The 26,170-nt window shown below is 67.1% G+C and carries 29 protein-coding genes; 17 read left to right on the top strand and 12 right to left on the bottom strand.

Annotation, left to right across the window (positions count from 1 at the left end; translation table 11 throughout):
* The 7 genes from ABIB28_RS04420 to ABIB28_RS04450 all read right to left on the bottom strand — a co-directional run bounded on the left by ABIB28_RS04420 (position 1) and on the right by ABIB28_RS04450 (position 4,819).
* Complete coding sequence (locus tag ABIB28_RS04420; protein ID WP_354286654.1) at positions 1-297, bottom strand: DUF2849 domain-containing protein; 297 nt, start codon at positions 295-297, stop codon at positions 1-3.
* The gene (cobA, locus tag ABIB28_RS04425) at positions 294-1,082 is read right to left on the bottom strand and encodes a uroporphyrinogen-III C-methyltransferase (protein ID WP_354286656.1); all 789 of its coding nucleotides are present in this window, start codon (positions 1,080-1,082) and stop codon (positions 294-296) included. The genes ABIB28_RS04420 and cobA overlap by 4 nt, the downstream gene beginning before the upstream one ends.
* A gap of 92 nt (positions 1,083-1,174) precedes the next feature.
* Positions 1,175-1,336, bottom strand: coding sequence for a hypothetical protein (locus tag ABIB28_RS04430; RefSeq protein WP_189675398.1), 162 nt, complete (start codon positions 1,334-1,336; stop codon positions 1,175-1,177).
* A 74-nt stretch (positions 1,337-1,410) separates the two neighbouring features.
* Positions 1,411-1,740, bottom strand: a complete 330-nt coding sequence (locus tag ABIB28_RS04435) for a GAF domain-containing protein (protein ID WP_354286658.1) — start codon at positions 1,738-1,740, stop codon at positions 1,411-1,413.
* Positions 1,674-1,865, bottom strand: a complete 192-nt coding sequence (locus tag ABIB28_RS04440; protein WP_354286660.1) for a hypothetical protein — start codon at positions 1,863-1,865, stop codon at positions 1,674-1,676. Before ABIB28_RS04440 ends, ABIB28_RS04435 begins: the two co-directional genes overlap by 67 nt.
* Positions 1,858-3,270: a succinylglutamate-semialdehyde dehydrogenase gene (astD, locus tag ABIB28_RS04445; RefSeq protein ID WP_133189799.1), complete on the bottom strand. Its 1,413-nt coding sequence runs from the start codon at positions 3,268-3,270 to the stop codon at positions 1,858-1,860. Before astD ends, ABIB28_RS04440 begins: the two co-directional genes overlap by 8 nt.
* 190 nt (positions 3,271-3,460) lie before the next feature.
* Complete coding sequence (locus tag ABIB28_RS04450; protein WP_354286662.1) at positions 3,461-4,819, bottom strand: protein adenylyltransferase SelO; 1,359 nt, start codon at positions 4,817-4,819, stop codon at positions 3,461-3,463.
* 70 nt (positions 4,820-4,889) lie between these two features.
* Here ABIB28_RS04450 and ABIB28_RS04455 point away from each other — a divergent pair, with 70 nt between their 5' ends.
* The 7 genes from ABIB28_RS04455 to ABIB28_RS04485 all read left to right on the top strand — a co-directional run bounded on the left by ABIB28_RS04455 (position 4,890) and on the right by ABIB28_RS04485 (position 12,545).
* Positions 4,890-5,750 (top strand): alpha/beta fold hydrolase, encoded by an 861-nt coding sequence (locus tag ABIB28_RS04455; protein WP_133189795.1) that lies wholly within the window; start codon positions 4,890-4,892, stop codon positions 5,748-5,750.
* A 167-nt stretch (positions 5,751-5,917) separates the two neighbouring features.
* Positions 5,918-6,679 (top strand): SDR family oxidoreductase, encoded by a 762-nt coding sequence (locus ABIB28_RS04460; protein ID WP_189675394.1) that lies wholly within the window; start codon positions 5,918-5,920, stop codon positions 6,677-6,679.
* Positions 6,676-7,791, top strand: coding sequence for a glycoside hydrolase family 130 protein (locus tag ABIB28_RS04465; protein WP_354286664.1), 1,116 nt, complete (start codon positions 6,676-6,678; stop codon positions 7,789-7,791). The genes ABIB28_RS04460 and ABIB28_RS04465 overlap by 4 nt, the downstream gene beginning before the upstream one ends.
* A gap of 196 nt (positions 7,792-7,987) precedes the next feature.
* Positions 7,988-9,130, top strand: coding sequence for a glycosyltransferase (locus tag ABIB28_RS04470; protein ID WP_354286666.1), 1,143 nt, complete (start codon positions 7,988-7,990; stop codon positions 9,128-9,130).
* 64 nt (positions 9,131-9,194) lie between these two features.
* Positions 9,195-10,598: an NAD(P)H-dependent flavin oxidoreductase gene (locus ABIB28_RS04475; protein ID WP_354286668.1), complete on the top strand. Its 1,404-nt coding sequence runs from the start codon at positions 9,195-9,197 to the stop codon at positions 10,596-10,598.
* 73 nt (positions 10,599-10,671) lie between these two features.
* Positions 10,672-11,628, top strand: coding sequence for a polysaccharide deacetylase family protein (locus tag ABIB28_RS04480; RefSeq protein ID WP_354286670.1), 957 nt, complete (start codon positions 10,672-10,674; stop codon positions 11,626-11,628).
* On the top strand, positions 11,625-12,545 hold the full coding sequence (locus ABIB28_RS04485; RefSeq protein ID WP_354286672.1) for a GNAT family N-acetyltransferase: 921 nt from the start codon (positions 11,625-11,627) through the stop codon (positions 12,543-12,545). The genes ABIB28_RS04480 and ABIB28_RS04485 overlap by 4 nt, the downstream gene beginning before the upstream one ends.
* A gap of 165 nt (positions 12,546-12,710) precedes the next feature.
* Here the strand turns inward: ABIB28_RS04485 and ABIB28_RS04490 are convergent, their stop codons facing one another.
* On the bottom strand, positions 12,711-13,619 hold the full coding sequence (locus tag ABIB28_RS04490) for a LysR family transcriptional regulator (protein ID WP_354286674.1): 909 nt from the start codon (positions 13,617-13,619) through the stop codon (positions 12,711-12,713).
* Between the two features lie 144 nt (positions 13,620-13,763).
* Here ABIB28_RS04490 and ABIB28_RS04495 point away from each other — a divergent pair, with 144 nt between their 5' ends.
* The 5 genes from ABIB28_RS04495 to ABIB28_RS04515 all read left to right on the top strand — a co-directional run bounded on the left by ABIB28_RS04495 (position 13,764) and on the right by ABIB28_RS04515 (position 18,008).
* A complete protein-coding gene (locus tag ABIB28_RS04495; protein ID WP_354286676.1) occupies positions 13,764-14,246 on the top strand; it encodes a (R)-mandelonitrile lyase in 483 nt (160 codons plus the stop codon).
* A 75-nt stretch (positions 14,247-14,321) separates the two neighbouring features.
* The gene (locus ABIB28_RS04500; RefSeq protein ID WP_354286678.1) at positions 14,322-15,077 is read left to right on the top strand and encodes an SDR family NAD(P)-dependent oxidoreductase; all 756 of its coding nucleotides are present in this window, start codon (positions 14,322-14,324) and stop codon (positions 15,075-15,077) included.
* A 108-nt stretch (positions 15,078-15,185) separates the two neighbouring features.
* Positions 15,186-15,812, top strand: coding sequence for a DNA repair protein RecO (gene recO / locus ABIB28_RS04505; protein ID WP_354286680.1), 627 nt, complete (start codon positions 15,186-15,188; stop codon positions 15,810-15,812).
* Positions 15,813-15,858: 46 nt separating this feature from the next.
* Positions 15,859-16,911: a 3-isopropylmalate dehydrogenase gene (gene leuB, locus ABIB28_RS04510; RefSeq protein WP_133189773.1), complete on the top strand. Its 1,053-nt coding sequence runs from the start codon at positions 15,859-15,861 to the stop codon at positions 16,909-16,911.
* The gene (locus tag ABIB28_RS04515) at positions 16,908-18,008 is read left to right on the top strand and encodes a glycosyltransferase (RefSeq protein WP_354286681.1); all 1,101 of its coding nucleotides are present in this window, start codon (positions 16,908-16,910) and stop codon (positions 18,006-18,008) included. The genes leuB and ABIB28_RS04515 overlap by 4 nt, the downstream gene beginning before the upstream one ends.
* 53 nt (positions 18,009-18,061) lie before the next feature.
* Here the strand turns inward: ABIB28_RS04515 and ABIB28_RS04520 are convergent, their stop codons facing one another.
* Positions 18,062-18,592 (bottom strand): hypothetical protein, encoded by a 531-nt coding sequence (locus ABIB28_RS04520; RefSeq protein ID WP_354286682.1) that lies wholly within the window; start codon positions 18,590-18,592, stop codon positions 18,062-18,064.
* A 213-nt stretch (positions 18,593-18,805) separates the two neighbouring features.
* Complete coding sequence (locus ABIB28_RS04525; RefSeq protein WP_354287121.1) at positions 18,806-20,164, bottom strand: phospholipid carrier-dependent glycosyltransferase; 1,359 nt, start codon at positions 20,162-20,164, stop codon at positions 18,806-18,808.
* A 57-nt stretch (positions 20,165-20,221) separates the two neighbouring features.
* Between ABIB28_RS04525 and ABIB28_RS04530 the strand changes: the two genes are divergently transcribed.
* From ABIB28_RS04530 to ABIB28_RS04550, 5 genes are all read left to right on the top strand, one after another.
* Positions 20,222-21,427: a trans-sulfuration enzyme family protein gene (locus ABIB28_RS04530; RefSeq protein ID WP_133189769.1), complete on the top strand. Its 1,206-nt coding sequence runs from the start codon at positions 20,222-20,224 to the stop codon at positions 21,425-21,427.
* Positions 21,424-21,822 carry a Co2+/Mg2+ efflux facilitator ApaG/CorD gene (gene apaG, locus ABIB28_RS04535; RefSeq protein ID WP_133189767.1) on the top strand — a complete coding sequence of 133 codons (399 nt, stop codon included), beginning with the start codon at positions 21,424-21,426 and terminating at the stop codon, positions 21,820-21,822. Before ABIB28_RS04530 ends, apaG begins: the two co-directional genes overlap by 4 nt.
* A 115-nt stretch (positions 21,823-21,937) precedes the next feature.
* Positions 21,938-22,729, top strand: coding sequence for a LysR family transcriptional regulator (locus ABIB28_RS04540; protein WP_354286684.1), 792 nt, complete (start codon positions 21,938-21,940; stop codon positions 22,727-22,729).
* A complete protein-coding gene (locus tag ABIB28_RS04545; protein ID WP_354286686.1) occupies positions 22,726-23,253 on the top strand; it encodes a GNAT family N-acetyltransferase in 528 nt (175 codons plus the stop codon). The genes ABIB28_RS04540 and ABIB28_RS04545 overlap by 4 nt, the downstream gene beginning before the upstream one ends.
* Entirely contained in the window at positions 23,250-23,525 is a 276-nt protein-coding gene (locus tag ABIB28_RS04550; RefSeq protein ID WP_354286688.1) for a hypothetical protein, read from the top strand. Before ABIB28_RS04545 ends, ABIB28_RS04550 begins: the two co-directional genes overlap by 4 nt.
* A 6-nt stretch (positions 23,526-23,531) precedes the next feature.
* On the opposite strand, the gene ABIB28_RS04555 is transcribed toward ABIB28_RS04550, so the two are convergent.
* Positions 23,532-24,725, bottom strand: coding sequence for a hypothetical protein (locus tag ABIB28_RS04555; protein WP_354286690.1), 1,194 nt, complete (start codon positions 24,723-24,725; stop codon positions 23,532-23,534).
* 94 nt (positions 24,726-24,819) lie between these two features.
* A complete protein-coding gene (locus ABIB28_RS04560; RefSeq protein ID WP_354286692.1) occupies positions 24,820-26,136 on the bottom strand; it encodes a serine hydrolase in 1,317 nt (438 codons plus the stop codon).
* Between the last annotated feature and the right edge of the window lie 34 nt (positions 26,137-26,170).

The raw sequence follows: 26,170 nt of genomic DNA on the forward strand, positions 1-26,170 counted from the left end.
TCAGATTACCCAGCTTCCAGCCATCGGATCGGCCGGCTTCAACGTCAGATCGGCGCGCACCGTAGGACCGAGCGCGCGGATGCGGTCCTTGATGTGCGCGGGGCGGGGGCCGTCGGCGGTGAGCGTCGCGTCGATCACATAGGGGACGTTTACGCGGCGCGCGCCCTGCTCGGCATGCGCGATGCTCTCGCCCTGGTCGGCGACGTCGCACGCATCCTCGATATGGCGCGACCAGCTGGAGCCGGTCCACCACACCACGTCGCCTGTCGGCAAATCATTCCCGGTCAACACTTTCACGCAACGGACTCCGCAATCTTGGCCCAGGCGCCGAGCTTATCCTCGGCGTCGGACAATTCGACGACTTCGCCGACGACGATGATCGCCGGGCTCGCCACTGTCTCGCGCGCGACCATAGGGCCGAGATCGGCGAGCAACGTCCGGATCGCGCGCGCGCCGCTGAGCGTCCCGCGCTCGAGCACCGCGACGGGCATTTCGGGGGCAACGCCATCGCACATCAATTTGTCGGCGATGTCGTCGGCAGTGGCGACGCCCATATAGATGACGAGCGTGCGGCCCTTGCCTGCCAACCCCGACCAGTCCTGGTCGGACAGCCCCTTGCACTGGCCCGCGACGAAGCTGACCGCGCTTGCATGGTTGCGGTGGGTGAGCGGCAGCATCGCCTCTGCCGCGCAGCCAAGTGCGGCCGAGACGCCGGGGATCACCTCGACCGGCAGGCCGGCGGCGCGCACCGCCTCGACTTCCTCGCCGCCGCGCCCGAAGATGAACGAGTCGCCGCCCTTGAGCCGTACGACGACCGCGCCGGCCTTCGCCTGCGCGACGATCAGCACGTTGATCGCCTCTTGCGGCAGCGTGTGGCGCGCGCGCCGCTTGGCGACCGAGATTCGCTGCGCGCTGGCAGGCGCGAGGTCGAGCACGCGCGGATCGATCAGCCCGTCATGCACCACGACATCGGCCTGGCCGAGTGCGACAACCGCGCGGACGGTCAGCAGTCCGGGGTCGCCAGGACCGGCGCCAACCAGGATAACGCGCCCGCGCGCGGTAGGATCGAGCAATATGGCCATCGTTGTCAGATGGGCTGGACCAGCGCGCGCTTCAATTCAAGCTTGCTTGGGGGCGGGGTAGCCAAACTTTTGCCGACCTCTCCGCTGGGCGATCACGCTTTGTCGTGCAACTCCTTGACGCGCCGCGCGAGTTTGGCGGCTTCGTCGATCAGCATCGCGGCGACTTCGGGCTCGCGTTCGCGGATCGCGATGGCCAGGCAGTTGTCCGACTCGAGTTTCAGTTTGCGCGCGCGGGGAGTGGGGCCATCGGCCACTTTGTCGTGTTTCACGCCAGGCCCAAAGCATTGGAACGCCTACGGTTCCACGGCTTTGCGACCAAAGGTGCCGCTCAGGCCAGCAACGCCCCCATTTCCGCGGCGAAGCGTTCGAACAGCGCCGCTATGGCCGGAGTGCCGATCGATCGGGGCTGCGGATCGATCGCGCACAGCGTCCCGAAGAATGTGCCGTCGGGCAGGCGAATCGGGAACGAGATATAGCTCTCGAACCCGGAGAGCATCGGCGTCGGGTGCGTCCGCCAGTCGGGATTGCCCGACACCGTGTCGATGATCACGGCGCGCCCGCTTCCCCGGATCTCGTCGCAGATCGTGGTCTTTAGCGCGAGTTCCTCGCCCGCTTCAGCCCGAACTCGATCCTGTCCACGACTTGGCAGGCGATCCACTGGGTATCGGTGACGCGCGCGACGGCGGCGAAGCCCATCGTGGTGATGTCGCAAATCCGCTCCAGCATCGCAGCGACCGCGGGATCCGCCCGCAACCGTTCGACGCGGAATGCGTCTTCACCCATCGCGTAACCCCACCCCGATGCTCGCGCGCGCCTGATCGGCTTCGCTCGAAACCACAGGGTAGGCGCAATAGTCCGCCGCATAATAGGCACTCGGACGGTGGTTGCCCGACCAGCCGATGCCGCCGAACGGCGCCTTGGACGAGGCGCCGTTGGTCGGCTTGTTCCAGTTGACGATCCCGGCGCGCGCATTCGCCCAGAACTGGTCGTACAGCGCCGGATCCTGGCTGAGCAGCGACGCCGACAGGCCATAGCGCGTGTTGTTCGCCTCGGTGATCGCATCTTCGAAACTGGTCTTGCGGATCACCTGGAGGATCGGCCCGAACAGCTCGATATCGGGCCGGTCGTTCATCTCGGTCGTGTCGATCAGCGCGGGGCGCAGGAAGGGACGGTTGGCGATCGGTCGTTCGAGATGCTGGATCGGGCGACCGCCGCGCATCATCAGTTCGAGGAAACTCTCGGACAGCAGGTCGGCGCTGTCATTGTCGATCACCGGGCCCATGAACGGCGCGGGATTGGCGTGCGGCTCGTCGACGATGATCCGCTTCATCAGTTTGGTCACTTCGGCCATCAGCGGATCGTAGAGCTTCTGGTCGACGATCAGCCGGCGCGCGGCGGTGCAGCGCTGGCCCGCCGAAGTGAACGCCGATTGCACGACGACGACGGCAGCGGCGTGGAGATCGGGCGAATCCCACACGATGATCGGGTTGTTGCCGCCCATTTCGAGCGCGAGGATCTTCTCGGGGCGTGTCGCAAACGCGCGGTTGAGCGCAATGCCGGTGTGCGCCGAGCCAGTGAAGAGCAACCCGTCGATCCCGTCATGCGCGGCGAGCGCCTTGCCCTCCGCCGCGCCGCCGATCAGCAGGCGGAGACACCCTTCGGGAATCCCGCCGGCATGGAAGCAGCCGACGAGGAACTCGCCGGTCGCGGGGGTCTTTTCCGACGGCTTGAACACCACCGCATTGCCCGCGAGCAGCGCGGGGATGATGTGCCCGTTGGGCAGATGCGCCGGGAAATTGTAAGGCCCGAGCACCGCGAGCACGCCGTGCGGCTTGTGGCGCAGCGCCATGCGGCTGCCCATCTGCGCCTCGAGCCGGCGCTGCGGGGTGCGTTCGGCATAAGCCGTCACTGAGATATCGACCTTGGCGATGACCGAATCGACTTCGGTATGCGCTTCCCACAGCGGCTTGCCGGTTTCGCGCGCGATGATGTCGGCAAAGGCGTCCGCGCGGGCGCGCACGACATTGGCGACGCGGCGCAGCGCCTCGACACGATAGGCGAGCGGTTGCGCCGCCCAGCCGGCCCAACTGGCGCGCGCGGCGGCGACTTCGGCATCGACATCGCCGATCGCGCCGCGCCAGAGCTCGGCGCCGGTGGCGGGTTCGTAGGAAAGGAGTTCTGACGACATTTATTGGGTCTTTGCCTGAGATTGGGATGGGAATCTACTCTTCTCCCGCTCCCCGTGTGGGAGAGGGAAGGGGCCCGCTCGCTTAGCGAGTGGGAAGGGTGAGGGGGACGTCGATGGCGCGGCCGCCGCCACACCCCCTCACCCTTCCGCGCCTGCGGCGCTCCCCCCCTCTCCCACAGGGGGAGAGGGGTTAGGCCAGCGCTTCGCCCATAGTGCGGATCTGCGTGACCTTGGCGTCGAACGGCGCCCAATCGTCGCGCTGGTCGATCGCCGCCCAGATCGCCTCGACCTCGTCGATCAGCATCGCGCACGGTTCGCCGTGCCAATAGCGATGGTCGCGGCCTTTTCGCGGCGCATACGGCTCGAGCGCAGCGCGCAGTTCGTCGAACGCCGCGCCGTCGGGCGCGAGGCCGCCGAACGCGTCGAAATAGAAGCGGTCGATCCCCAGGCCGCTCGTGCGCAACCCGCGCTCGATCGTCTGGACGAGCGCGCGGTCGCTCGTCGGATCGCGCGGCACGACGCCGAGCCGCCACAGGATCGCCGCCGAGACGGCGCTCTGATAGCGCTCGGCAAAGGTATCGAGCACCGCGATCAGCGGCTCGGCCTCGACCAGCGCGCGCAGCGAGATCGCGAGTTGCGTCGCGTTCCAATGGATCGCCTCGGGCTGGCGGCCGAAGGCGTAGAGCCCGGCATGGTCGAAATAGGCGGCAGTGAAGGCCGGGTCCCACGTTGGCGCGAACCGCCAAGGCCCGTAATCGAAACTCTCGCCGGTGACGTTGATGTTGTCGGTGTTGAGCACGCCGTGGACGAAGCCTGCCGCCATGTAGCTGGCGGCAAGCGTCGCGGTGCGATCGACGACCAGATCGAGCAAGCGGACTGGCGCATCTTCGCCCGGCTCCTCGCCATACAAGTTGCGCAGCACATAGCCGACGAGCCGCTCCATCGCTTCGGCATCGCGCAGATAGGCGAGCCGCTGGAACGTGCCGATGCGGATATGCCCGTGGCTGAGCCGCACCATCACCGCCGAGCGGGTCGGGGAGGGCTCATCACCGCGCTCGAGCGCTTCGCCCGTTTCGATCAGCGAGAAGGTGCGCGAGGTATTGACGCCCAGAGCCTGCAGCATCTCGGTCGCGAGGACTTCGCGCATTCCGCCCTTGAGCGTGAGGCGTCCGTCGCCGAAGCGGCTCCACGGCGTCGTGCCCGAGCCCTTGGTGCCGAGGTCCATCAACCGGCCGCGATCATCGCGCAACTGCGCGAAGAGAAAGCCGCGGCCATCGCCGATCTCGGGATTGTAGTTGCGGAACTGGTGGCCGTGATAGCGCAACGCCAGCGGCTGATCGAGGCTGCCGGGAAGCGGATCGAACCGCCCGAAATGCCGCAGCCAGTCGGCGTCGCTCACGGTATCGAGCCCGACCTCGGCGGCGGCGCGATCGTTGCGGAAACGCAGCAGCGTCTGCGGAAAGGCGGCGGCGGCGACCGGATCGTAGAAACCGTCGCCCAGTTGGTGGATGGTGGTTTCGGGCCGAGAGTCTTGCGGGGGGATGCTCATGCGTGGATATGGAGGGTGCCGACCGCCCGACGCAACCCCGTGAAATTGGCCCCAGCCGCAGGACCAGACCATGTCGCCTTACGAAAATCGATATTGGTGGTCGAAGGACGGCGTCCGGCTGCATTGCCGCGATTATCCGGGGCCAGCCGACCGCCCGCCGATCCTCTGCCTCCCCGGCCTGACGCGCAACGCGCGCGATTATGACGCGCTCGCGCGTCGGCTCTCGCCCGCGTGGCGCGTGATCGCGATCGATCTGCGCGGGCGCGGTGAGAGCGGCTACGCCAAGGATCCGATGAGCTATGTCCCGCTCAGCTACGTCCAGGATGTCGAGGCGCTGCTCGGCGAGCTCGGTGTCGATCGCTACGTCGCGTTCGGCACGTCGCTCGGCGGGATCGTGTCGATGCTGCTCGCCGGTACCGGGCATGAGAGTGTCGCGGGCGTGCTGCTCAACGATGTCGGGCCCGACATCATGGCCGAGGGCTTGTCGCGGATCCGCGGCTATGTCGGCAAGTCGAACACCTGGCCGACCTGGCTCCACGCCGCGCGCGCGGTCGCCGAGGCGAATGGCGACGTCTATACCGGCTTCACGCTCGAGGATTGGCTGGAAATGGCCAAGCGGTTGTACCGGCTCAACAGCGCGGGGCGGATCGTGCTCGATTACGACATGAAGATCGCCGAGCCGTTCCGCGTGCCTGGCAACGAAGCCGGCCCCGACATGTGGCGCGCGCTCGCGGTGCTGAAGGACGTGCCCACCTTGATCGTGCGCGGCGCCGCGTCGGACGTGCTCTCCGCGGCCACCGCGGAGAAAATGGTCGCGGCGCTCGACCATGGCGAGCTTGTCACGATCGACCAAGTCGGCCATGCGCCGAGCTTGAGCGAACCCGCCGCAGTGGCGGGAATCGATCGTCTATTGTCTCGGATCGCGGTCTAGTTTCCTCCCCTCCCTTGAAGGGAGGCGCTGGGGTGGGTCGGCCTGAAGAGAGGTCCGCCGCCGCCGCGGGCCGACCCACCCCCGACCTCTGCCTTCCAGGGGGGCGTAGAAGAAGCGGAACCGCGCGCACATCGGCGCGTCTGCATACGACATAACAGGAGCCCTGCATGAAGACCGTTACCGACGCGCATACCGCCGTGACCAGCCTGAAAGGCAAGCGCGTCGCCATCACCGGGGGCACCACCGGAATCGGTCGCGCGATCGCGGTTCTCCTCGCGGCCGAGGGTGCCAAGGTGTTCATTTGCGGGCGCAATCCCGAATATCTCGACGATGCGCTCGAGCGCATCCGCGAAGTCGGCGGCGAGGCCGACGGCGTCACCACCGAGCTGTCCGATCCCGAGAACGTGCTGAGCTTCTTCAAGCAGGCCAGCGACTATCTCGGCGGGATGGACTGCGCGGTCATCAACGCCGCGGTCGCTGCCGGTGGCCTCACGCAAATGAGCGAGCCAGAGCTGCGCTATGCGATCGCGGTCGATTTCACCGCCTATCTGCTCAGCGCGCACGCTGCGGTCGACAAGCTCGCAGGGCACGGCGACATCATCCTGATCGGCTCGATGAGCGCGCACGTGCTCGGGCCGAGCTCGACCGTCTATGCCGGGATCAAAGCGGGCATCGCGGCATTCTCCGAGGCGCTCCGCCGCGAACTCGGCCCCAAGGGGATCAAGGTCGGCTTGATCGAGCCCGGCAAGACCGGCTCGAACATGCAGCTCCCCGACATCACCCCCGAGGAGCAGCGCAAGATGATCCACGAGGAAACCTCGCTCCGCGCCGAGGACATTGCGGTCGGCGTGCACTATATGCTGACCCAGCCACGGCGGACCGTGATCCAACAGCTCGTGATTTCCCCGCGGGCGCAGGAGGGTGAATGACCTTTTCGCATGATGCGCTGATCTTCTCGCCCGGCGACGTCGATCTTTCCCGCTCGCCGCTGGCGGGGAAGGTCGATGCCGAGACCTATGTGCTCGGCGCGTTCAACCCGGGGATGACGCGGCTGCCGGGTGGCAATCTGTTGCTGATGGTGCGCGTCGCCGAGGCGCTCAAGACGCCGATCCACGACCAGCACATCCATGCGATCCGCTGGACCGAGCACAGCTACGCGCTCGACGCCTGGCCGCTCGAATATGTCGACACCGCCGACCCGCGCAAATTCATGATGCGCGGCGGCGGGTGGAAGGTGATGGCGCTGACCTCGCTGTCGTGGCTGCTCCCGGTCGAGCTCAACGCCGACGGGACCAAGGTCGAGCAAGTCCATTACGACAAGGCGATCGCACCGCAGGCGCCGTATCAATGCTACGGCGTCGAGGATGCGCGGATCAGCAAGGTCGGTGATCGCTATCTGATGACGACCTGCTCGGTCAGCCCCGAGCGGCATTCGACGACGCTGTACAGCTCGGCCGACGCGCTCGACTGGAAGCTCGAGGGGATCGTGCTCGATCACCAGAACAAGGACATGCTGATCTTCGAAGGGCTGATCGGCGGCAAATATTATGCGCAGACGCGCCCGCTCGGCGATCTGTACTTCGCCTATCCGCCGGGGAGCGAGTGGCGTTCGGGCCCGTCGATCAACCTCGCGAGTTCGCCCGATGCGCTTCATTGGAAGCCGTACGACAAGCCCGGCATCCGCCCGCACGCCAAGACGATGGCGACCGCGCGGATGGGCGGCGGCGCACCGCCGATCCTGACCGATGAGGGCTGGCTGACGCTGTGGCACGGCGTCGAGCCGATGGGCGTGGTCGGCGTGTACCGCACCTATTGGTCGGTGCTCGATCGCGACGACCCGAGCGTTGTGCTGCGGACCTGCCACGATCCGCTGATCGAGGCCAACCCGGCGTTGACCGAGCCGATCAAGGATCTGATGTATCTCGACAATGTCGTATTCACAACCGGGATCGCCGATGCAGGAGATCACTATGTGGTGGCGAGTGGCGAGGCGGACCTCGGCTGCCGGATCACGCATATTGCGAAGAGCACGTTCGCCTGATTTGCCTCATTCCCCCTCCCGCTTGCGGGAGGGGCTAGGGGAGGGACCGACCTGGAACCTCCTGCGCTGCGCCCGCGGCACGTCCCTCCCCCAGCCCCTCCCGCAGGCGGGAGGGGAGCAAGAAGCAGGAGGGCGGTCTTGCTCCCCTACACCAACAGATGACGCCGCCGTCATTTCACGCTAACGCCGCGCGGAAATGAGCCGGCCCGTCAACATCCTGCACTTGCACTCGACCTTCTCGCTCGGCGGCAAGGAAGCACGTGCGGTGCGCCTGATGAACGCGTTCGGCGACCGTGCACGCCACACGATCGTGTCGAGCATGGATGGCCAGTACGGCGCGCGAGACGCGATCGCCAAGGGCATCGATTACGAGATCGCGCAGAACCCGCCGCCGCTGACCGGCTCGCCCTCGGTCAAGCGCTACGAGGCGATTGCGGCGTACATACGCCGCTTCGACCTCGTGCTGACCTACAATTGGGGCGCGATCGACGGGGCGATGGCGCGGCGCGTTTCGTCGAACGGCGTCCCGCCGCTGGTGCATCACGAAGACGGCTTCAACGCCGACGAGGCGAAAGGCCTCAAGGCCGAACGCAACATCTACCGCCGCTTCGCACTGACCAAGGCCGCCGCCTTGGTCGTACCGTCCGAGACGCTCGAAACCATCGCGCTGAAGACGTGGAAGCAGCCGCGCGAGCGCGTCCACCGCATCGCCAACGGCATCGCCACCGCGCGCTATGCGATCCCGCCCAAGCCCAATGCGATCCCCGGCTTCAAGCGCAAGCCCGGCGAACTGGTGATCGGCACGCTCGCGGGGCTGCGCGAGGTCAAGAACCTGCCGCTGCTCGTCCGCGCGTTCGGCGGCATGTCGAGCCGCGCGCGCCTTATCATCGTGGGGGAGGGGCCCGAACGCCAGGCGATCCTCGATGCCGCCGAGCGGATGGGCGTGGCCGAGCAGCTCGTCATGCCCGGCTTCCTGCCCAACCCGCACGACTATATCGGGCTGTTCGACATCATGGCGCTGTCGTCCAAGTCCGAGCAATTCCCGATCTGCGTGCTCGAAGGCATGGCGGCGGGGCTGCCGATCGTCTCGACCCCGGTCGGTGACGTACTCAAGATGGTCGCGCCCGAGAATAGCAGCTTCATCGAACGCCGCGACCAGGAAGTGCTGATCCGCGACGCACTCGAGTCGCTCGCGCAGGCGACGCCCGAGGGTCGAAAGGGGCTCGGCGAGCTCAACCGGCGCAAGGCGGTCGCCGAGTATGACGAGGCGACGATGATCGCGCGCTATGCACAGCTCTATGGCAGCGTTATCGGACGTCCCGGGGCGTTCGGGGATTAGAGATTTGCCCGATCGGGCGTCCAAAGCGTATAACAGAACGTAAGTTAAGTCGGAGGCGGTCACGTTGTTCACTGGTTTGAAGCCCATCGTCTATGGCGGCCGCGAGGTCTGGCCGCTCGTCGAGGGCGGCAAGGGCGTCGCTGCGACCAATCATGCGAGCGCGGGCGCCTGGGCGGCGGCGGGCGGCATCGGCACGGTATCGGCGGTCAACGCCGACAGCTATGACCCCGACGGCAAGATCATCCCGCAGGTCTACAAGGCGCTGACGCGGCGCGAGCGCCACGAAGAGCTGATCGAATATGCGATCGAGGGCGCGGTCCAGCAGGTCCGCAAGGCGTTCGACATTGCCGGCGGCAAGGGCGCGATCAACATCAACGTGCTGTGGGAAATGGGCGGCGCGCAGCGGATCCTGCACGGCGTGCTCGAGCGCACGCGTGGGCTCGTCGCGGGCGTGACCTGCGGCGCAGGCATGCCGTACAAGCTGTCGGAGATCGCGGCGTCGTACGAAGTCAGCTATCTCCCGATCGTCAGCTCGGGCCGCGCCTTCCGCGCATTGTGGAAGCGCGCCTATTCGAAGGCAGCCGACTGGCTGTCGGCGGTGGTCTATGAGGATCCGTGGCTCGCGGGTGGGCATAACGGCCTGTCGAACGCCGAAGACCCGCTCATGCCGCAGGACCCGTATCCGCGCGTGAAGGCGCTGCGCGACACGATGCGCGAGGGCGGGATTCCCGACAGCGTGCCGATCGTGATGGCAGGCGGCGTCTGGTATCTGCGCGACTGGGCGAACTGGATCGACAATCCCGAGCTCGGCACGATCGCCTTCCAGTTCGGCACGCGGCCCTTGCTGACGCAGGAAAGCCCGATCCCGCAGGAGTGGAAGGCGCGGCTGACCAACATCCAGGAAGGCGAAGTGCTGCTGCATCGCTTCTCGCCGACCGGTTTCTATTCGAGCGCGGTGCTCAACCCGTTCCTGCGCCATCTGCAGGAGCGTTCGGAGCGCCAGATCGCCTTTTCGACGCAGAGTGCGGGCGATCACACCTATCAGCTCGACGTGGGCGTCAAGGGCAAGAACTTCTGGGTCACGCGCAACGACCTGCTGCGCGCGCGGCAGTGGTTCGGCGAGGGCTTCACCGATGCGCTCAAGACGCCCGACAACACGCTCGTCTTCGTCACCACCGCCGACAAGGGCGTGATCCGCAAGGACCAGGCCGATTGCATGGGCTGCCTCAGCCAGTGCGCTTTCTCGTCCTGGTCGGACACCGAGACCAACTCGACCGGCCGGCTCGCCGATCCGCGCAGCTTCTGCATCCAGAAGACGCTGCAGGACATCGCGCATGGCGGCGATGTCGAGCAGAATCTGATGTTTGCCGGACACGGCGCGTATCAGTTCAAGCGCGATCCGTTCTACTCGAACGGCTTCGTCCCGACCGTCAAGCAGTTGGTCGATCGCATCCTCACCGGAGATTGATCCGGGTCAGAAACAAAATGCAACATACGGACTTTGCGAAATCTTTACGCCCGTCCGGCTATGGCTGGACGGGATGACAACGCCCGTATTCCTGACGATCGACACCGAAGTGATGTGGCGGCACCACAGCGATGGCCTCGCGAGTGCCGAGATCTTCGAGCGCTCGCTCGAGCCGGCCGGTGTCGGCGTCAGCTACAAGCTCGAGATGCTCGCGCAGCACGGGCTGAAGGCGTGCTTCTTCGTCGATCCGATGCCGGCGCTCACCTTCGGGCTCGCGCCGCTGCGCGGCATCGTCGAGAAGATCCTCGCCGCTGGGCAGGAGGTGCAGCTCCACCTCCACCCCAATTGGACGAGCGCGGTGTCGGGCGACGGCGGGGCGAGCGCGTCGCGCTTCGAGCTCGCCGAATACAGTTTCGCCGAACAGCGCGCGTTGATCTCGGGCGCGACCGACTTGCTCACCGCGATCGGCGCGCCCAATCCGATTGCATTCCGCGCCGGGTCGTACAGCGCCAACGCCGACACGCTGCGCGCGCTCGCCGAGCTCGGTTTCAGCTATGATGCCAGCCACAATGGCGGCGAACATCCGTGGCCGAGCGCGATCGACTTGCCCGCGCGCCACATCGCGCCGGTGCGGATCGACGGCGTGATCGAAATCCCCGTAACGGTGATCGAGGAACGGCCCGGCGCGTTGCGCAACTTCCAGATCTGCGCGCTGTCGGTCGGCGAGATGCGCGCCGCGCTCGACCATGCCGAGCTCCATCGCCATGCCGCGGTGAACATCGTCAGCCACGGCTTCGAGCTCGCCAATCGCGCGGGGACGCGGCCCAACACGGTGCATGTCCGGCGCTTCGAAGCGCTGTGCGGCTTGCTCGCCGAGCGCGCCGAGACGATGCCGACGGTGCATTTCGCCGATCGCCCCGCGCTCCGGCTCGAGCAGAACGACGTGCCGCTCGGCCCCGATCCGCTGCGCACGCGCTGGCGCCAGGCCGAGCAATTATGGTCGAACATGGTGGCCGAGCGCGCGGCGTGACGCCGCGAGACGCGGACACCGTCGCGCTGCGCTTCCAGATCGGCGCGCGGACGCTGGGCTCGATTGCGCGCCGGCTGGTGCGGCTTCCTTTGTCGCTCGACACGGTGCTCGACGGCCCGCTCCCGATCCTCCCGCCGCTCGCGCGCGGTGCCGATGGCTATGCCGTGACCTCGCTTCCCGAACACGGTCTCGCGTCGCTGCGCCGCGCGGCGGGTGGGATGATCGGCTATGTCCGGCAACGCTATCCGCGGCATTATGCCGATCTGACGATCGGTTTTGCGGCTTATCAAGCCGCGCTGTCGGGCAACACGCGCTCGGGACTCAAGCGCAAGACGAAGCGTGTGATCGCGCTGTCGGGCGGCGCGCTCGACGTCCGCCGCTTCCGCACCGCCGACGAGCTCGGCGCCTTTCACGCGGTCGCGCGCGGGATCTCGCAGCGGACCTATCAGGAGCGCTTGCTCGGCGGCGGCTTGCCCGACGATCCGGCGTTCGTGCACACGATGACCGCGCTCGCGGCGGCGGGCCAGGTGCGCGCCTGGCTGCTCTATGTCGCAGGCGAGCCGGCGGCGTATCTCTACTGCCCGATCGAAGGCGGGACGGTCCGTTACGACCATGTCGGGCACGACCCGGCGTTCAACGATCTGTCGCCCGGCGGCGTGCTGATGCTCGAGGCGATGCGCGACCTCTATGCCGAGCCCGGCCTCATCCGCTTCGATTTCACCGAGGGCGACGGCCAGCACAAGCGCAGCTTCGCCACCGCCGGCGTGGCGTGCGTCGATGTGCTGCTGCTTCGCCCGACGCTCGCCAACCGCGCGACGATCGCCGCGCTCGAGGCGTTCGACCGGGGCGCGCTGTGGGCCAAGCACGCGGTGACACGGCTGGGGCTCGAGCGGGTGGCGCGGAGGGTGCGGCGCTAACGCACGTCGACCGCGTGCGACGAGCCGTGCTTGCCTGGCTCGATTGACGCCGCCGGGTGGGTGAGTTCCGACACTTTCAAAGCGAGGGATCGGTGCGGCACAAATCGAGTGTGCAAGACCGCGGCGGTGCGGTTGGCACGCCCCGCAAAGAGAAACGCCGCCCGCCTACTCCTTGAGCGGTCGCAGCTCTTTGATGAGATCGATCAACAGCCGCAGCCCGGTCGGCAAGTGTCGACGCCCCGAATAATAGACGTGAAAGCCGCTCCCGACGGTCGTCCACTCCGTCAGCACCGGCTGCAAGGTCCCGCTATCCAGATGCGCGCGGAGAACCGCCTCGCTCGCATAAACGATCCCCGCGCCGCACAGCCCGAACGCGATCGCAGCGTGGCTTGAATCGACCGTCAGCGAGCCGGGTGTCGCGATCGCGCAGTCATGACCGTCGCGCTCGAACTCCCAGTCATAGACCTGATCGTTCCCCAGGCGGATGCCGACACAGCGGTGGTTTCGCAGGTCTTCCGGGTCGGCCGGCGCACCGAAGCGCGCAAGATAGTCCGGGGATGCGGCGGCGACCCAGCGAAGATCGGGCGACAGGCGCTGCGCGATCATGTCCTCGGGCACCGTGCCGCCATAGCGGATGCCGGCATCGAAACCGCTGCCGACGACATCGATCAGGCGATTGCTGATGCTGATGTCGATCGCGACGTCGGGATAGCGATCGACGAAAATCGGCATGACCGGCTTGAGCAGCAGGTCGACCGCATCTTCGAGGACGTTGATCCTGACGCGGCCGGCCGGTGCGTCGCGATACCGGTCGAGGGTTTCGCCGGCGGCGGCAATGCTCTGCATCGGCGCTTCGATCGCCGCGCGGAGCTCTTCGCCGGCTGCGGTCAGCGCGACGCTGCGAGTCGTTCTGTTCAACAGTCGCACGCCGCGGCGGCCCTCCAGCGCGGTGATCGCGTGGCTGAGGGCGGACGTGGTGACGCCCATCGCGAGGGCAGCGCGTCGGAAGCTCCCATGTTTGGCGATCGCCAGAAAATAGGCGAAGTCCGCCAGGTCCGCTCGGCTCAGCTGCATCCCGGCCTTCTACACCATTGTTGAACACTGTTCATCGTCTCGTTGCTGGCAAGGCCGCTAATACGGTCGCTTCACCCACCCTATCTTGCCAGTCGTGACGGTCGTCGGTGTGACCATCGGCGGATCGCGAAGGCGGCAACCCCCATGGAGATCGGCCTTTGCCGCTTCGCGGCGCTGCTGCCGGTGGCCGCGCAGGCGCAACAAGGAGCGACCGACATGACCATCGCACGCAAGGCGGAGCTGAAGACCGTCGACGGACCGGCCGCGTATTTCACCGGCACGGTCACCATCACCGGCCAGTTCCAGCGCGAGGCGCCATCGCGCGTGTCTGGGGCGATCGTCCATTTCGAGCCCGGTGCGCGGACCGCGTGGCACAGCCACCCCGCCGGCCAGACGCTGATCGTGACCGAGGGCGTCGGCTGGACGCAGATCGCGGATGGCCCAAAGCTCGAATTCCACGCGGGCGACATCCTGTGGTGTCCTGCCGACCACAAGCACTGGCACGGCGCCACCGCGCATCAGGCAATGACGCATATCGCCATCCAGGAAGCGGTCGACGGCACCCCGGTGACGTGGATGGAGCCCGTGACCGAGGCGGACTATCGCGCGCCGCTTGGCACGGAGTGAGATCGCGCCGCGAGTCATCATCGTCGCGCGCCCCCGACTGACTGCCCTCAGCACCGCCCCTAGAAAGGTTTTCCCATGCCAGACACGCAGCGTTTCCCCGGCAAGGTCGTCTTCATTACCGGTGCCGCCAGCGGCATCGGCCGTGCCACGGCCATCGCGTTTGCGGCGGAGGGCGCACGCGTCGCCATCCTCGACCGCACCGAAGACGGTCTTTCCGAAACCGCCGATGCTGTCAGAAATGCAGGCGCCGAGGCCTTGGTCATCGCGTGCGACGTTTCGCAGCCCGACCAGGTCGAGGCGGCCGTCGGCCGGGTGGTCGAGACATTCGGCCGGCTCGACATCGCCTTCAACAATGCCGGCGTCGAGAACAAACCCGCGCCGGTGCACGAGATTTCGCTGAGCGAGTGGGACCGCATCCTCGACATCAACTTGCGCGGCACCTTCGTCTGCATGAAGCACGAACTGGCGCAAATGGTGCGGCAGGGCAGCGGGGTTATCATCAACACGTCGTCGGGCGCTGGCGTCCGCGGAGTGGCGGGTGGCGCGTCCTACACCGCCTCGAAGCACGCGATCATCGGGCTGACCAAGGCCGCCGCGCTCGATTATGCCAAGCTGAATATCCGCGTGAACGCGATCCTGCCGGGCAATATCGAGACGCCGATGATGGACCGCTTTACCAACGGCGACATCCAGAAGGCGATCGATCTCGAGCCGGTCGGGCGCCTCGGGAAGCCCGAGGAAATCGCCGATGCGGTGCTGTGGATGAGCGCGGATCTCGGCGCGTTCGTGACCGGCGCGGCGATCTGCGTGGATGGTGGCTGGTCGCTGTAAAGGGGGGGCGGTGGCCGCGCACGCGCCAACAGGGTGGCGGAGGCTCAGACGTCCCCTGCGCGCCATCCGCCCCCTAGCGTATCCCCCCACCCACGTTAAACCGCCGCCATGCACTTGCGCGTCGAAGCCCTGATCCTCGCGATCCGCCATCACGGCGAACACGGCGCGATCGTGCGGGCGCTGACCGCCGAGCATGGCCTGCAGGCGGGCTATGTCCGTGGCGGGCGCTCGACGCGGATCCGGCCGATCCTGCAGCCGGCCAACCGCGTGATCGGCGAATGGCGGGCGCGCACCGACGATCAGCTCGCGAGCCTCGCGGTCGAGCTCGTCACCAGCCGCGCGCCGCTCTATGCCGAGCCGCTGCCAGCGCTCGCGCTCGAATGGGTGACCACGCTCACCGCCGCCGCGCTGCCCGAGGCGCAGCCGTATCCGCGGCTCTATGCCGCGCTCGACGGGACGATCGGCGTGATCGCGGCGGCGCCCGCCGCGCGCGGCTGGGCGCTGGCGCTCGCGCGCTACGAACTGCTGGTGCTCGCCGAGCTTGGTTATGGGTTGGAGCGCGAGACGCTGCCGCCCGCGCTGACCACGGGTGTCGCGCCGGAGTGGGACGAAATTTTCGAAGCGCTCGCGCTGACGGGCGATGCGTTGGCGCGCTCGATCCTGGTCGATCGGCGCGCGGTGACGCTCGATGCGCGCGCCCGCCTTGTGGATCGGCTGAAAAGGGCAGTTGCGTGACGCGCCGCGGCTCGGCATTGGCGGGGCAATTGAAGGGAATTGCACCTTGGCACTGATCGCGATCCTCGCCGGCGACGGCATCGGCCCCGAAGTCACCCACGAAGCCCGCCGCGTGCTCGAAGCGCTCGGCCTCGACCATCAGTTCGAACCCGGTCTCGTCGGCGGCGCGGCGTATCGCGCGCTCGGCCATCCGCTCCCGCCACAGACGCTCGAGCTCGCGCACCGCGCCGATGCGATCCTGTTCGGTGCGGTCGGCGATCCCGAGATGGACGGGCTCGAGCGCACGCTGCGTCCCGAACAGGCGATCCTGGGCTTGCGCAAGGCACTCGGCCTGTTCGCAAACTTGCGCCCCGCAACGATGTTCCCGGGGCTGGAGGACGCCTCGGCCCTGCGCCCCGAAGTCGCGCGCTCGATCGACATGGTGATCGTCCGCGAGCTGACCGGCGACGTCTATTTCGGCGACAAGGGCCGCGGCCACACCAAGATGGGCCTGCGCGAAGGCCATGACATGATGCGCTACGACGAGGCCGAAGTCGCCCGGATCGCGCGCGTCGGGTTCGAGATGGCCAAGCGCCGCAAGAAAATCCTGACTTCGGTCGACAAGGCCAATGTGCTCGAGACGTCGCAGCTGTGGCGCGAGATCGTCAACGAGGTCGCGCTCGATTATCCCGAGGTCAAGCTCACCCACATGTATGTCGACAACGCCGCGATGCAGCTGGTGCGCAACCCCGGCGCGTTCGACGTGGTGGTGACGGGCAATCTGTTCGGCGACATCCTCTCCGACCAGGCGAGCATGTGCGTCGGCTCGATCGGGATGCTTCCTTCCGCCTCGCTCAACGAATGGACCGGGACGTGCGGGCTGTACGAGCCGATCCACGGTTCGGCGCCCGACATTGCCGGGCAGGGCAAGGCCAATCCGTGCGCGGCGATCCTGTCGGCGGCGATGCTGCTGCGGCATTCGCTGTCGGACGAGGCGTCGGCGCAGCGGATCGAGGCGGCGGTGATCGCGGCGATCGGCGCCGGCGCGCGCACGCCCGATCTCGGCGGCACCCATTCGACGAGCGCGATGGGCGATGCGGTGCTGGCCGCGCTGCAATGATCCCACGCCTCGAGCTCGCGGTCGTCATCCCGACGTTCAACGAGCTGCGCAACGTTCCGCTGCTGATCGCCAAGCTCGACGCGGCGCTCAGCGGGCGTGCGTGGGAGGCGATCTTCATCGATGACGACAGCCCCGACGGCACCGCACAGGCGGCGCGCGAGCTCGGCCTGACCGACCCGCGCGTCCGCGTGATCCAGCGCTTCGGGCGGCGCGGACTGTCCTCGGCGTGCATCGAGGGGATGTGCGCGACCGCCGCGCCCGTCGTCGCGGTGATCGACGGCGACCTGCAGCATGACGAGACGATCCTGCCCGCGATGCTCGATGCGCTGCAGGCCGATCCGGCGCTCGACGTGGTGATCGGCTCGCGCTTCGTCGCGGGCGGCGGGACGGGCGATTGGGACCAGGACCGCGTCAAGAAATCGGCGCTGGCGACGCGGCTGTCGCGGCGCGTGCTGAAAGCCGATCTGAGCGATCCGATGAGCGGCTTCTTCATGCTGCGCACGCAGATCGCGCGCGACCTGATCCCGCATCTCTCGGCGATCGGCTTCAAGATCCTGCTCGACATCATGACCGCGAGCCCGCGCCCGCTCAAATTCCTCGAACTACCCTACACCTTCCGGCTGCGCACCGAGGGCGAGAGCAAGCTCGACTATGTCGTCGCGATGGAATTCCTGATCGCGCTCTATGACCGGCTGTTCGGGCGGATCGTGCCGGTCCGCTTCGTGATGTTCACCGGCATCGGCGCACTCGGCGCGCTGGTGCATCTTGCCGTGCTCTACATGCTCTACCGCCGGGCAGGGGTCGCGTTCGTGTCGGCGACGGTCGTCGCGGTGGTGCTGGCGATGACCTTCAACTTCTTCCTCAACAACGCGCTGACCTACCGCGAACGCCGCCTCAAGGGCGCGCGCGCGTTGCTCGACGGGTGGATCTCGTTCTGCCTGGTCTGCTCGGTCGGCGCGGCGGCGAATGTGGGGGTGGCGTTCTTCCTGTTCCGGATGGAGCATGGGACATGGGCCTATTCGGCGGTCGCGGGGCTGCTCGTCGCGGCGGTGTGGAATTACGCGCTGTCGTCGCGGTTCGTGTGGGGGCGGTATTAGGGGGCTGGCTACGGACCGCGTCCACTGGGTGCGTGAGTGTCCGAAAGTGGTGGTTAGCTGCCGTTTGAAGCCTCGCTGCCAGCACCGACATGAATAGCGTGATCTGCCGGTAACGGACCAAAAAACCCAGAACCATCGCCATAAGCATCGCCGCAAAGAATGATGGGCGAGACATCCAAGCTGGTCTCGCGGCCATTTCCAAAATCAATCTTCACAGGTGTGACAGTTGCGCCCTCTCGCACAACTACATGGCAAACCTGTCTTGCTTTCAGGTCCCGGATTATAGCTATGGCCTGCCCGTATTGGGATTGGGAGCCGAGGCTCACAAAGGCCACCTGCCACCGCTTCTGGCCGGGTGGCGGATCATAAAACTTCGATTGCAAGGTTTTTAACAGATCGATGTTCCACTTTCCATTGCGCAATTGGGAGGCTTGGGCCGACGCAGGAACGTTCATCATTACGGAGTCTAAGCCGATATAAGTGATAGCGGCATTCAGGCGAAAGAGGCGCTCATAAACCCAAAAGCCGTCAGCGATGCAAAGGGCACCGGCGCAAGTCGCGAGAATAAGGGAGCGACGTTTCACAGCGCGATCATACCTACTGCTGGAATGTCCGCAATTGGTCGAAAGCGGACAAGGCGCTGTCCTACATCTGCTGTTCATGGTATGTACCAAGCTGCTCTTTGAAATCGTCGAACCCGGATCGCTGCATTAGCGCAGAAACGGAAACGATCGCGATCGTAAACATCACGTCTTGGGGTCAATCGAGTCAACCAACTTGCGCGCTGCCGACCCCCGCTAGACCCAGCTCGGAAACCACGTCCATACCCGGAACGAGTTCGGGCCCCACAGCGGCAGCGCGGAGAGGATCGGGTAGAACACCGCGAACAGCGCGACGCATCCGCCGAGCACCGCCATGTCCCACTGTCGCCTGCGCCCGAAATGGTCGAGCGCGACGGAAAGCGCGATGCACAGGAAGATGCTCGGCAGATAGTAATAATAGAAGAAGCCGATCGACTTGGGGATGATGATCCACACGACATAGCTACCGATCCACAGCCCCGCCGCCGCAAGCAAGCGCAGGTCGCGCGCGCGCGCGCCGCGATACAGGCATGCCGCGACCGCGACGAGCCCGCCCCACAGCACGACCAGATTGCCGATCAGCAACACGCCGCGCTGCGCGCCGTCGGTGCGTTCGTAGAGATACCAGATCGGGCGGAGCATCAGCGGCCAGCTCCACCAGCGCGACTGATAGGTGTGCGATGGGAGCACTTGCGTCTGCTGGGCGTACATCGTCGCCTGGAACGGCAGCAGCGTACGCCACGTCAGCGGATCGATCGTGTAGAAGAAGGCCGGCGCGAAGGTCGCGAAATAGACGCCGATGCTGACGACGCCGAGCACCAGGATCGCCGGGATTGCCGCCATGCCGCGCCAGTGGCGGTGCGTGCCGCCGGTGGGGCGGGCGTTGAGCGCAGCGAAGACCGAGCGCCCGCTGCGCCGTGCATCGACCAGCCGCACGATGACGAAGCCGAGTGCTGCATAGGCGACGAACGGCGCCGCGATCCATTTCGCGGCGACCGCGAGGCCGAGCAGCGCGCTTCCCAGGATCCAGCGCCCCCATGCGCCGCGCGCAGTCTCGGCGCGCATCGCCCATAACAGGCTGGCGATGCCGAGCAGCGTGAACGCCGCCATGAAGCCGTCGAGCATCGCGATCCGCGCCTCGACGAAGACGGTGAAGTTGAACAGCGCGAACAGCGCGGCGAACACCGCCGGCCGCACGCGCCCGAGCATCAGCCAGACGATCGCGAACACGCCGAGCACCGTCGCGGTCCCGGCGAGCGTCGAGAAGAAGCGCCACCCCAGGCTGTTGTCGCCGAGCAGCAGGATGCCGCCCGCGATGATCTCCTTGGCGAGCAGCGGATGCTCGATGTTGCGCGGCCCCGCCAGCGTGATCAGCGTGCGCGCGGCGGGGACGTAATGGACCTCGTCGAACATCAGCTTGGTCGGGATGGTGAGGCGATAGCTGAACAGCAGCTGCGCGAGCAGCGCGATCAGCGCGGCGGCGCGATACGGGCGGGGGCGTGCCGAGAGGGAGGGGGCTATGGAGGAAACGGCGCTCACCTGCGCATCTATCCCGCCGAACAGCGCGGCTTTCAAGCGCATAGGCCGGCACCCCATTGACGCGCGCCCCCCGCCACCGGCAAAGCAACGCCCATGAAACGTCGTACCGGCCAGGACCAGAGCATCACGCGCCAATGGCGCCCCGCCACCCAAGCCGTGCGCGGCGGCACCGCGCGCAGCGAGTTCGGGGAGACGTCCGAGGCGATCTTCCTCACCTCGGGCTATGCCTATGATTGTGCCGCCGACGCTGCCGCGCGCTTTGCCGGCGAGCAGGACGGCATGACCTATTCGCGGTTGCAGAACCCGACGGTCGAGATGCTCGAAGGCCGCATCGCCTTGCTCGAGGGGGCGGAAGCATGCCGCACGATGGCGACGGGGATGGCGGCGATGACCGCGGTGCTGCTGTGCCAGCTGCAGACCGGCGACCATGTCGTCGCGGGCCGCGCCGCGTTCGGGTCGTGCCGCTGGCTGGTCGATACGCTGCTCCCCAAGTTCGGGATCGAGACGACCGTCGTCGATGCGCGCGACCCGCAAGCGTTTGCGGATGCTGCGAAGGCGAACACCAAGGTGTTCTTCTTCGAAACGCCTGCCAACCCGACGATGGACATCGTCGATCTGAAAGCCGTGTGCGACATCGCGCGCGAACGCGGCATCACCTCGGTGGTCGACAATGCGTTCGCCACGCCCGCGCTGCAGCGGCCGATGGAATTCGGCGCCGACGTCACCGCGTATAGTGCGACCAAGATGATGGACGGGCAGGGGCGCGTGCTTGCAGGGGCCGTTTGCGGGACCGAGGATTTCATCACCAACACGCTGCTGCCGTTCACGCGCAACACCGGGCCGACGCTCAGCGCGTTCAATGCCTGGGTGGTGCTGAAAGGACTCGAGACGCTCGACCTGCGCATTCGCCGGCAGAGCGAGAACAGCCTCAAGGTCGGTGCCTTCCTCGAGACGCGCGTGCCCCGCATGCTGCATCCGGGGCTGGCGAGCCACCCGCAACATGCGCTCGCGATGGCGCAGATGGACGCGTGCGGGCCGATCTTCGCGTTCGAGGTGGCCGATCGTAAACAAGCGCATGCGCTGCTCGACGGCCTGCGCCTCGTCGACATCTCGAACAATATCGGCGATTCGCGCTCGCTGATGACGCATCCCGCGTCGACGACTCATTACGGCGTGTCCGAGGACAAGCGCCTTGAAATGGGCGTGACCGAGGGGCTGCTGCGCTTCAACGTCGGGCTCGAGGATCCGCAGGACGTGATCGAGGATCTCGACGGCGCCTTGACGGCGGCCGGCTTGTGAAGGCGCTGTTCCCGTACGTCGCAGAGACGCGCGGGGTCATCGTCCGCGTTGCGGTGAGCTTCCTGCCGGAGCAGTCCGAGCCCGCGCGCGGGCGGTGGTTCTGGGCGTATCATATCCGTATCGAGAATGCCGGCGCGATGGGCGTCCAGCTGCTGACGCGCCACTGGGCGATCACCGATGGGCGCGGCGCACGACACTCGGTCGAGGGCGAAGGCGTGATCGGCGAACAGCCGATGATCGCGCCGGGCGAGAGCTACGATTATGTCTCGGGCTGTCCGCTCTCGACGCCGACCGGGTCGATGCTCGGCAGCTATCGGATGATCGCCGAGGATGGCTCGGCGTTCGATGTCGATATTCCGAAATTCGCGCTGCTTGCGCCGGCGGTGGGGGCGTGAAGCTCGCCAAGCATCGTCACCCCAGCGAAAGCTGGGGTCTCTGGGTCGAGGTGCGCGCGCGCTCCCGTGAGATGCCAGCTTTCGCTGGCATGACGGATGCGGGGCGCGGCATCGCATGAAGCGCACGCACCTCCCGCTCAACGGCTTGCGCGTGCTCGACGCCGCGGCGCGGCACCTGAGCTTCACGCGCGCCGCCGATGAACTCGCGGTGACGCCGGCAGCCGTCGGGCAGCAGATCCGCGCACTCGAGGATACGCTCGGCGTCGTGCTGTTCCGCCGCACCACCAAGGGGCTCGAGCTGACGCCGGAAGGCGAGGCCGGGCTCGCGCCGCTCCGTCACGGCTTCCTCCAGTTCGAGGAGGCCGTCCGCGCGATGCAGGCGGGGCAGACGAGCAAGTCGCTGACGATCGCCGCGCCGCGCGATCTGACCGAGAAGTGGCTGATGCCGCGGCTCGCCGAAATCGCGCGCGGCGACGGCGAACTGCGTTTCGTGCTGATCTCCGCCGACGACATGATCGACTTCACCGAAGCCAATCTCGATCTCGCGATTCGCTGGGGCGATGGCCCGGGCGGGCATGAGGGCGAGGCGATCGCCTCGGCCGGAATGGTGACGGTCGAGCGTGCCGGCGGTGGCGTCGATACGCGGATTGCCTGGCCGGGCTGCGTCGACGACGAAGCGACTTCGCTCGTGCGGGTCGGCGACGCAGGCCTTGCGCTCGATGCCGCAGCGCAAGGGCTGGGGCGCGCGACCGTGCCCGAACTGCTCGCCGCTGCCGATCTGGCGAGCGGGCGCGTCGTCGCCTTGGGCGAGGCGAAGGCGTACCGGCTCGGCTATTGGCTCGTCGCGCCGACGCCGCAGTGGCGGCAGAAGAAGGTCAAGACGCTCGTCGCCGCGCTGACGGCATGACGCCGATCCCGGTCCTCGAAACCGCCCGGCTGCGCTTGCGCGAGCGCACGGTCGCAGACGCCGACGCGCTGTTCGCGAGCTTCGGCGATCCCGCGCTGATGACCTATTGGTCGCACGGCCCGCACGTCTCGGTCGACCAGACCCGCGCGAAGTTCGCTGAGTCGGACAATGGGTGGCGCGGCTGGGCGATCACGCTGCACGGCGACGATCGCGCGATCGGCTTCGTCGCGGCGGGCGAGAAGCGGCCCGGCGTGGTCGAGATCGGCTACATGCTGGCGCGCGACCAGTGGGGCAGCGGGATCGCACGCGAAGCGGTGCGCGCGGTGCTCGATCAGCTGTTCGGCGTCGAGCAGCAGCGCCGTGTGTTTGCCGATACCGACCCCGACAATACCCCCTCCAACGCGCTGCTCGAATCGCTCGGCTTTCAACGCGAGGGACGGCTGCGCGCCGAGTGGGAAACGCATATCGGGGTCCGCGACACGATCCTGTGGGGACTCCTCGCCAGCGAATGGACGAATCGATGACGCAAGACCCGGCCGCCGCGCCGCCGCCCGACCTCAACGACCCCGTACAGCGCGCCGCCTACCAGGCTGAGCTGCGGATGGTCGCGCGGCCGATCCGCTGGATGGGCGTCGCGCTCGCGGTCGCGGGTGCACTGCTCGCGGCGTTGCGCGCACGCTATTGGCCGCAACTGCCGATGATCCTGCCGCTGTTCGTGCTCGGCGTGGCGGCGCTGCATCTGCTCGCGGGGATCGTCGTGCGCGCGAAATACCATCAGGCGCGGATGCAGCGGTAACGCGCGTCAGGATGAGGGAAGGGCGGCATCGCTCGTCAAGTCGAGGACTTCGATCTTGGGGACCGGCCGGCGCGTTCGAATCCGCGAGCCGGTCTCGAACTCCCACGTCGCAGTATAGGTGTAGCGCTCGACTCGCGACGTGCCTGGCCCGGTCGCGTTTGGCGCATACCGCCGGCCCCGGATCGCAGTCATCACGGGTTGCGCCCATTTGCCCGAATAGTGCGGGCTCTGGCGGAGCACCTCGGCCTCGTCGACGGTGCCGTCGGGCGCGATGTTGAAGCCGATATCGACCCATTGATCCGCGAAGTCCTGCACCGCCCCCTTGATCGGCGCCTCGCTGTCGGGGAATTCGAGATAGGCCAGCATCGGACGATCGATCGTGGGGGCGTAGAGCAGGACCGGCTTGGTCGCGCCCTTCGCCAGCGTGCGATAGGTCGCGACCAGCCGATCGACCGCGCCGGGTTCCCCGGTTCGTACCGCGAGCTTCGCCTTGAGCACGGTCGCGGCGGCGCCGAATGGCGCGATCGCGGGGTCGGTCGCGGCGCGGACGGCGTCGCACGCTTTCAGCGCCGCTGCGTAATAGCCGTCGTTGCGGACACGCGAGGCGGCGACATAGGCGTTGGCGATGCTGAGCAGCGCCATGCCTTCCGCCCGGCCGAGGTGCAGCTCGTGCGCGCGGCGCGCGACGGTGCGGTACAGGCCTACCGCGTCCTCGAACCGCCCGGTCTTGAAGTAGGCATCTCCCAGCTCGAGCTTGGCGCCGAGCACGCGCCAGTCGTCGTCTGCGAAACCGGCCTTCAGCGTGCTGACCACGTCGAGCGCGCTCCCGAAATAGGCGCCATCCTCGCCGAGATGCGCCGCGACACGCGAGTGCGCGCGGTAGAGGTCGGAAACGGGCTCAGGATAGGCCTTGGCGAAGCGCCGGTTGCGATCGATCGATTTGAGCATCGTCGCGCGCGCATCACGGTATTGGCCGGCGACGAACTGCGCCTCCGCCACCGCCAGCGTGGCGTCGATGTCCTTGTCGGGCGGGCAATGCTGCTCGAGACACCGCGCGAGCGCGTTTCGCAGATCCTTGAGCGGTGTTCCCGTGACGACGATGTCGAGGCCGCTGGTCGATGGTGCCGGAAGCGGCTGCTGCGCGGACGCTGCGCCAGTGGTGAGCAATGCGACCAGGGCAAACGACGTCGTTCGAAACATGGCAACACTCCTGGCTGCTATAGCTGGCGGGAAAGCTATGCTTCGAAAGGATATATGTCGATTCCAAAGTAATACGCAGTAATCGCCATCAAGATCACGGGTTTGCTGCAGCGAGATCCACCGCCCTGCTGACCAATGCCACGAAGCGTGCATCATTGACCGCCGCCGCGGGATTGTTCCAGCTTGCCGCCAGCGCATACCAGGCGCCCGCCTTGGACTGCAGCAACAGCGTCATCTCGATCACGCCCGGCTCCGAGCCGCCCTTGTAGCCGACATAGCCCCAGCGCGCCGCTTGCGCCGGGCCGACCCCGGGGTTGACGCCGAGGATCGCGCGAGCCTCCGCGCCGGGGCCGGTTTCGGTGGTGCGGCGGATCCAGTCCATCGTGCGAACGAGGTCGGCGGGGCTGGCGAACCATTCGATGTCGAGCATCACCGGTACGCCACGCTGGAACATCCGCGGGTCGATCGCGCTCAGCGGCGTTGCGGCGATGTCCTTGGCGAGCAGCGCACGGCGTCCCGCTTCGTCGAGCGCCAGCCACCGCTTGCCGAGTGCTCCGCCCGGAATCCCCTTGAGCTTGAAGACGTCGAGTGTGCCGAGCAGCGGGCGATTGCGCGCAGCATGGCGCCAGCCGATCACCGGTAACATCGCCTCGACCTTCGCGCGGCCGAGCGCTGCGAGCAGGATGTCGGTCGCGCTGTTGTCGCTGACCGAGATCATCTTCTGCGCGAGTTCGCGCAGCGTGACCTTGGTGCCCGCAGGCTGCTGCGTATAAAACCCGCCGGGGAGCGGGGCGCCGTCGAGCGTGACGAGATCGTCCCACCGCCGTTCGCCCGCATTGGTTGCGCGGATCGCCTCCGACAGGATGGCGAGCTTGAACGCCGAGCCGATCGCGAAGTCGGTGTCCGGCTTGGTCGCTTGCATCACGCTCGGCGTGCCGTCGCCGAGTCGTGCGAGCGCGAACCCGCCGACGCCCGGCAGCGTGCCGATCGTCGCGACGATCTGGTCGAGCGATGCCTCGCGCGAGGTCGTGCCGGTGACGAGCAGGCCGGTGATGCGATGCGCCGCGCTCGGCTCGACCGTCATCGTCATCGCCACGTTTCCACGCGCATAGCGGACGGTGAGACTGGCTTTCTGCGGAGTCGCAGCAATCAGCGACTCGATCGCCAGCGGCGCACCGAAGGCGTCCGACAATTGCTTGGCGATCGTGCGGATCTTCGCGTCGGGGATTTGCGCCAGGAAAGTCGGGTCGAACTCCGCCGCGGTGTCGCCGCCGCCGAGGATCCCGAGCAGCGCCTGCGCGCGCGGGCGGAGCGGGTCGCTCGCCACGGTCGCTGCCGCCGGCGGGGTCTGCGCAACGGCGGGCGCACCGAGGCCTAAGATCGCGATTAGCAAAACGACCTTGCGAATCATCGTGTGTCCCCCGTCACATAGCCTGGATCGCAGC

The organism is Sphingomonas sp. UYEF23 (assembly GCF_040546165.1).
GTDB lineage: Bacteria > Pseudomonadota > Alphaproteobacteria > Sphingomonadales > Sphingomonadaceae > Sphingomonas > Sphingomonas glacialis.

Excerpts from the sequence above, each read along its gene's own strand:
- cobA (WP_354286656.1), bottom strand. The coding sequence starts at position 1,082 with ATGGCCATATTGCTCGATCCTACCGCGCGCGGGCGCGTTATCCTGGTT.
- ABIB28_RS04440 (WP_354286660.1), bottom strand. The coding sequence starts at position 1,865 with ATGGGTGAAGACGCATTCCGCGTCGAACGGTTGCGGGCGGATCCCGCG.
- astD (WP_133189799.1), bottom strand. The coding sequence starts at position 3,270 with ATGTCGTCAGAACTCCTTTCCTACGAACCCGCCACCGGCGCCGAGCTC.
- ABIB28_RS04450 (WP_354286662.1), bottom strand. The coding sequence starts at position 4,819 with ATGAGCATCCCCCCGCAAGACTCTCGGCCCGAAACCACCATCCACCAA.
- ABIB28_RS04455 (WP_133189795.1), top strand. The coding sequence starts at position 4,890 with ATGTCGCCTTACGAAAATCGATATTGGTGGTCGAAGGACGGCGTCCGG.
- ABIB28_RS04460 (WP_189675394.1), top strand. The coding sequence starts at position 5,918 with ATGAAGACCGTTACCGACGCGCATACCGCCGTGACCAGCCTGAAAGGC.
- ABIB28_RS04465 (WP_354286664.1), top strand. The coding sequence starts at position 6,676 with ATGACCTTTTCGCATGATGCGCTGATCTTCTCGCCCGGCGACGTCGAT.
- ABIB28_RS04470 (WP_354286666.1), top strand. The coding sequence starts at position 7,988 with ATGAGCCGGCCCGTCAACATCCTGCACTTGCACTCGACCTTCTCGCTC.
- ABIB28_RS04480 (WP_354286670.1), top strand. The coding sequence starts at position 10,672 with ATGACAACGCCCGTATTCCTGACGATCGACACCGAAGTGATGTGGCGG.
- ABIB28_RS04490 (WP_354286674.1), bottom strand. The coding sequence starts at position 13,619 with ATGCAGCTGAGCCGAGCGGACCTGGCGGACTTCGCCTATTTTCTGGCG.
- ABIB28_RS04495 (WP_354286676.1), top strand. The coding sequence starts at position 13,764 with ATGGAGATCGGCCTTTGCCGCTTCGCGGCGCTGCTGCCGGTGGCCGCG.
- ABIB28_RS04500 (WP_354286678.1), top strand. The coding sequence starts at position 14,322 with ATGCCAGACACGCAGCGTTTCCCCGGCAAGGTCGTCTTCATTACCGGT.
- recO (WP_354286680.1), top strand. The coding sequence starts at position 15,186 with ATGCACTTGCGCGTCGAAGCCCTGATCCTCGCGATCCGCCATCACGGC.
- ABIB28_RS04515 (WP_354286681.1), top strand. The coding sequence starts at position 16,908 with ATGATCCCACGCCTCGAGCTCGCGGTCGTCATCCCGACGTTCAACGAG.
- ABIB28_RS04530 (WP_133189769.1), top strand. The coding sequence starts at position 20,222 with ATGAAACGTCGTACCGGCCAGGACCAGAGCATCACGCGCCAATGGCGC.
- ABIB28_RS04540 (WP_354286684.1), top strand. The coding sequence starts at position 21,938 with ATGAAGCGCACGCACCTCCCGCTCAACGGCTTGCGCGTGCTCGACGCC.
- ABIB28_RS04545 (WP_354286686.1), top strand. The coding sequence starts at position 22,726 with ATGACGCCGATCCCGGTCCTCGAAACCGCCCGGCTGCGCTTGCGCGAG.
- ABIB28_RS04550 (WP_354286688.1), top strand. The coding sequence starts at position 23,250 with ATGACGCAAGACCCGGCCGCCGCGCCGCCGCCCGACCTCAACGACCCC.
- ABIB28_RS04555 (WP_354286690.1), bottom strand. The coding sequence starts at position 24,725 with ATGTTTCGAACGACGTCGTTTGCCCTGGTCGCATTGCTCACCACTGGC.
- ABIB28_RS04560 (WP_354286692.1), bottom strand. The coding sequence starts at position 26,136 with ATGATTCGCAAGGTCGTTTTGCTAATCGCGATCTTAGGCCTCGGTGCG.